This is a genomic window from Micromonospora sp. CPCC 205546 (assembly GCF_036902715.1).
Classification (GTDB): Bacteria; Actinomycetota; Actinomycetes; order Mycobacteriales; family Micromonosporaceae; genus Micromonospora.
This window is the reverse complement of record NZ_JBAKHL010000140.1, coordinates 1-4,767: the sequence shown is the minus strand read 5'-3', so window position 1 is coordinate 4,767 and position 4,767 is coordinate 1. Positions and strand designations below refer to the sequence as shown.

At 68.2% G+C, this 4,767-nt stretch carries 2 protein-coding genes and 1 pseudogene; 2 read left to right on the top strand and 1 reads right to left on the bottom strand.

The window, feature by feature from the left end; all coding sequences use genetic code 11:
• Positions 1 to 283 precede the first annotated feature (283 nt).
• Positions 284 to 625, top strand: a complete 342-nt coding sequence (locus V6U77_RS29585) for a hypothetical protein (RefSeq protein ID WP_334610031.1) — start codon at positions 284 to 286, stop codon at positions 623 to 625.
• Between the two features lie 83 nt (positions 626 to 708).
• Positions 709 to 3,465 carry an FxSxx-COOH system tetratricopeptide repeat protein gene (gene fxsT, locus V6U77_RS29580; protein ID WP_334610030.1) on the top strand — a complete coding sequence of 919 codons (2,757 nt, stop codon included), beginning with the start codon at positions 709 to 711 and terminating at the stop codon, positions 3,463 to 3,465.
• 1,220 nt (positions 3,466 to 4,685) lie between these two features.
• On the opposite strand, the pseudogene V6U77_RS29575 reads toward fxsT, so the two are convergent.
• Positions 4,686 to 4,767, bottom strand: a pseudogene (locus V6U77_RS29575) (IS5/IS1182 family transposase); the annotation flags it as partial.

Sequence of the window (4,767 nt, the reverse complement as noted above, 5' to 3'; positions counted from 1 at the left end):
AACGCCTTCGCCATCACCTTCAGCGACCGCTTCCCAGCCGCTGAAACCTACTAACCAAGATCGCCGGAAACACCGTTAGCGAGACAGCCCCCCAGTTCCCGGGAAGGTGGCGTGGGTGGCCTTTCCGCGTACCTGGCCCATTCCGAGCATTACCGACTGGCGCGACTTGCCGCGGGCGGCCTTACTCGATCGTCAGGGGGTAGACGACGAGTTGAGCCAGGTGGGTAGGCGTCGGTTCTCACGATGTAAATGGTGAGCGTGGACGTCAGTCCGATGTGCTGTGGTGGCGAGGCTGGCCGATGATGTGGTTATGCTCTCGCGACGCTGGGTGGTCATCGGGGTGGGTGGGGTGGTCGCTGCCGGGCTGGTGGTGGCGGCGGTGGTGTTTGGTTGGCAAGGGGTGGAGGTGGCCAGTTGGCTGGCCGGGGCCGCGAGCTTCGTAGTCGCGGTGGCCGCCCTCGTGCTGGCGCCGTCGGGAAACCCCACTGCCACACCGACACCGACGGCCCCGGTGACACCACCACCATCAGCACCGGTGGCCGGGCCGAGGTCGATCACCGTGCAGGGTGATCTCACGGGGATCGCCTCGACCGGCGACAACACGACGAATACCCAGCACCGGTGAGCCGCTGGTCCCGGCGCGAGCGGCCGACGCCTGCGTGGGCTGAGCCGGCGACGCCGACCGTACCGGCTGGTCCCACCGCGCCGGTGACCCCGGATGGGGCGCGGGCGATCACGGCAGGCAGCATTCCCGGTATCGCCTCCACGGGCGACCACACGACCAACACCCAGAACGTCACGGTGCTACCCCCGGAGGCGTTGGTCGCGCCGGAGGCGGTGCCGGCGCCGACCGGGCTGATAAACCTACCGTCGCGACTGCGGCTGTTCGTGGGTCGTGAGGACGCGCTGGGCTGGCTGGACACAGCAGCCGGGGATCTGGGTGTGGTGGTCGTGCAGGCGGTCCACGGGCTCGGCGGTATCGGTAAGAGCACCCTGGTCGCGCAGTGGGCGGCCACCCACCGCGACGACCACCGGCCGATCTGGTGGATCACCGCCGACAGTCCCACCGCTCTCGACGCTGGTCTGGTCGCCCTGACCGTCGCGCTCCAACCAGTCCTCGGCGCGGTGCTGCCGTCACCGGCCCTGCGGGAATGGGCCTTGCGCTGGCTGGCCTGCCACGACGAGTGGCTGCTCATACTGGACAATGTCACCGATCCCGCCCATTTCGCCGACCTGCTCGGCCGGCTGCCTCGAGGGCGGATTCTGGTGACCAGCCGCCGGGCCACCGGCTGGCCCGACATCGTGACCCCGCTGCGCCTGAACGTCCTCGAACTCGACCAGGCGGTCGAACTGCTGACCGAGATCGTGTCCCGGGGCGGTGTTGTCGTCGACCCCGCAGGCGCCGCCGCCGTGTGCGCCGAGCTGGGCTGTCTACCGCTGGCGGTGGAACAGGCCGGCGCCTACCTGGCCCAAACCGGTGTCACCGCTGGTGATTACCTGCGGCTGCTCGCACAGCATCCCGCAGACATGTACCGCGACGGTGAGGAAGGCCGCGCCGCCGAACACACGATCGCCCGGGTCTGGCAGGTCACCCTCGACGCCCTCGCCGACGACCCCCTGCCCGGACGGCTGCTACGGGCCCTGGCCTGGTACGCCCCGGAAGCCATCTCCCACACCCTGTGGCAGCACCTCGGTGACGACGGTGAGGGGGAACCGGCGGTGGTGCGGGCGGTCGGCCGGCTGGCCGCCTACAACATGCTCACCATCGACACCGCCAGCCGGGCGATCACGGTGCACCGGCTCGTCCAGGCCGTCGCCCGTATTCCCGACCCCGACGATCCGCACCGCCAACCCGACGACATGACCACCGCTTGCGCCACCGCCACCACCGCCCTGACCATTGCACTACCCGACGACTGGCGTGATCCCATCGCCTGGCCGACGTGGCGTTCCCTGGTGCCCCACATCGATGCGCTCGCCTCCCACGCCAGAGCACACACCACCGACAGCGACCGCGCTACCCAGGCCTACCTGCTCAACGCCGCCGGGGTGTTCCTCCACGGCCAGGGAAACCTTCCCCGTGCTAGCGCCTACCTCGAGCAGGCCCTCACCGACTACCGGCGGGTGCTCGGCGACGACCATCCACAGACGCTGACCTCGGTCAACGACCTCGCCAGCACCTACCAGGCGGCCGGGGACCTGCAGCGGGCGATCCTCCTGTTCGAACAATCCCTCACCGACCGACGGCGGGTGCTCGGCGACGATCACCCCGACACCCTGGCCTCGGTCAACAACCTCGCCAGCACCTACCGGTCGGCCGGGAACTTGCAGCGGGCGATCCCCCTGTTCGAGCAGGCCCTCACCGACTACCGGCGGGTGCTCGGCGACGATCACCCCGACACCCTGACCTCGGTCAACAACCTCGCCGGCGCCTACCGGTCGGCCGGGGATCTGCAGCGGGCGATCCTCCTGTTCGAGCAGGCCTTCACCGACCGACGGCGGGTGCTCGGCGACGATCACCCCGACACCCTGGCCTCGGTCAACAACCTCGCCAGCACCTACCAGGCGGCCGGGGATCTGCAGCGGGCGATCCTCCTGTTCGAACAATCCCTCACCGACCGACGGCGGGTGCTCGGCGACGACCACCCGCAGACGCTGACCTCGGTCAACAACCTCGCCAGCACCTACCGGTCGGCCCGGGACCTGCAGCGGGCGATCCCCCTGTTCGAACAATCCCTCACCGACCGACGGCGGGTGCTCGGCGACGATCACCCCGACACCCTGGCCTCGGTCAACAACCTCGCCAGCACCTACCATGCGGCCGGGGATCTGCAGCGGGCGATCCCCCTGTTCGAGCAGGCCCTCACCGACTATCGGCGGGTGCTCGGCGACGATCACCCCGACACCCTGGCCTCGGTCAACAACCTCGCCGGCGCCTACCGGTCGGCCGGGGACCTGCAGCGGGCGATCCTCCTGTTCGAGCAGGCCCTCACCGACCGACGGCGGGTGCTCGGCGACGACCATCCACAGACGCTGACCTCGGTCAACGACCTCGCCGGCGCCTACCGGTCGGCCCGGGACCTGCAGCGGGCGATCCCCCTGTTCGAACAATCCCTCACCGACCGACGGCGGGTGCTCGGCGACGACCATCCACAGACGCTGACCTCGGTCAACGACCTCGCCGGCGCCTACCGGTCGGCCGGGGACCTGCAGCGGGCGATTTCCCTGTACGAGCAGGCCCTCACCGACTATCGGCGGGTGCTCGGCGACGACCATCCCGACACCCTGATCTCGGTCAACAACCTCGCCGGCGCCTACCGGTCGGCCGGGGACCTGCAGCGGGCGATCCTCCTGTTCGAGCAGGCCCTCACCGACTGCCAACGGGCGCTCGGCAGCGACCACCCGGTGACCCGGGTTGTCTACGGCAACTTGCGAGCTGCCATGAAGGGTTCCAGTTCCGAGTAGCGACGGCAGGAGTTTGGGTGGGGTCCGGGCGTTGGTGAGTGTGTGGTGGTGTTCGGGAATCGATCGTTTCCCGGACAAGCGCAGGAACCGGGCTTCGGGCCGGTCAACGCCGTCCAGAAGACGTGTCCAACAAGCTGGAGTGTCCAACAACGCCGACGCAGGTTTCCTGGACAGGGCTTCCTTTGGGGGTCGCCAGTCGCGTCAGACGCGAAGATCTCGCATCTGACGCGACTGCTCCAAGGTCCCGGTGCAAGCGCCCGCGCCCCGGTCGACCAGGGAACTCTCCTTGGCGTTGTTTTTTCGCTGGAAGCTACAACCGCCAGGCCTCTACCTCGACACCCGAGCCCCCGGTCTGGCCGCCCGTGCGGAGCGCCTTGAGCCGCCTCAGCAGATGCGGTGGAACCAGTCGCATGATCAGCCTAAGATGGCGGCTCAACTCGACATCCGTCGACAGATGTTCTGGTTACTGCGCCATCGTGTTGAGAAGCCAGCGGGCTCGACCGATCCCAGCGAGCTGGCCACCGCTGAACCTCCGGGGAGAACTCGCCATGACCGAAACTCCGATTGACGCGGGCGACTCCGACGACGATGCCGCCCGTGAGGCTGTCGAGCGGGAGCGGGCCGAGCTGCGGGAGTTCATCAAGGGGCTGAACCCGGACGACGTCAAGTCAGGCGACTGGTTCTCGAAACTCGTCGCGCAGGCCCTGAGTTCCTACACCGACAAGGTCGACTGGCTGTACTTCCAGGAGAAGTACAAGGGCGTGCCAGCGGATGGCATCGTCGAACAGCGGATCACGATGGCATCGCGGTACGCCGCGCTCGAAGGCGGACTCTCGGCCGGGATGTACTCGGCGGCCGTCGCCGCCACCATCGGCAGCGCTGGTGGCGCCTCACCGCTTACTCTGCCGGCCGCTGCGGTGACCCTCATGGTCGACCTCACGTACATCACCCGGCTTCAGCTGCGCTTGGCCTACGACATCTCCGTGCTCTATCGGGTCCCGCTCGACCTGTCCGACCCAGACGACATGTGGAAGCTCATTCGCGTGGCCTTCACGATCAAAAGCGGGGAACTGGCGCGGGAGGGCGTCACCAAGTCGGTCCCGCTCGTGGTGCGTCCGTTGGTGAAGCAGTTCTATTCCAGGGGCGTCCTGAACGCGGCGAAACAGCTCCCCGTCGTCGGGAAGTACCTCCTGCAGCGAAACGTCATCAAGGAGCCCTTTTCATCCTGCGTAGCGGTTGGATTCGGTGCGATGCAGGACGAGGATCGCCTGCACGATCGCGGTGGCTCGGCGTGGGCAGCAG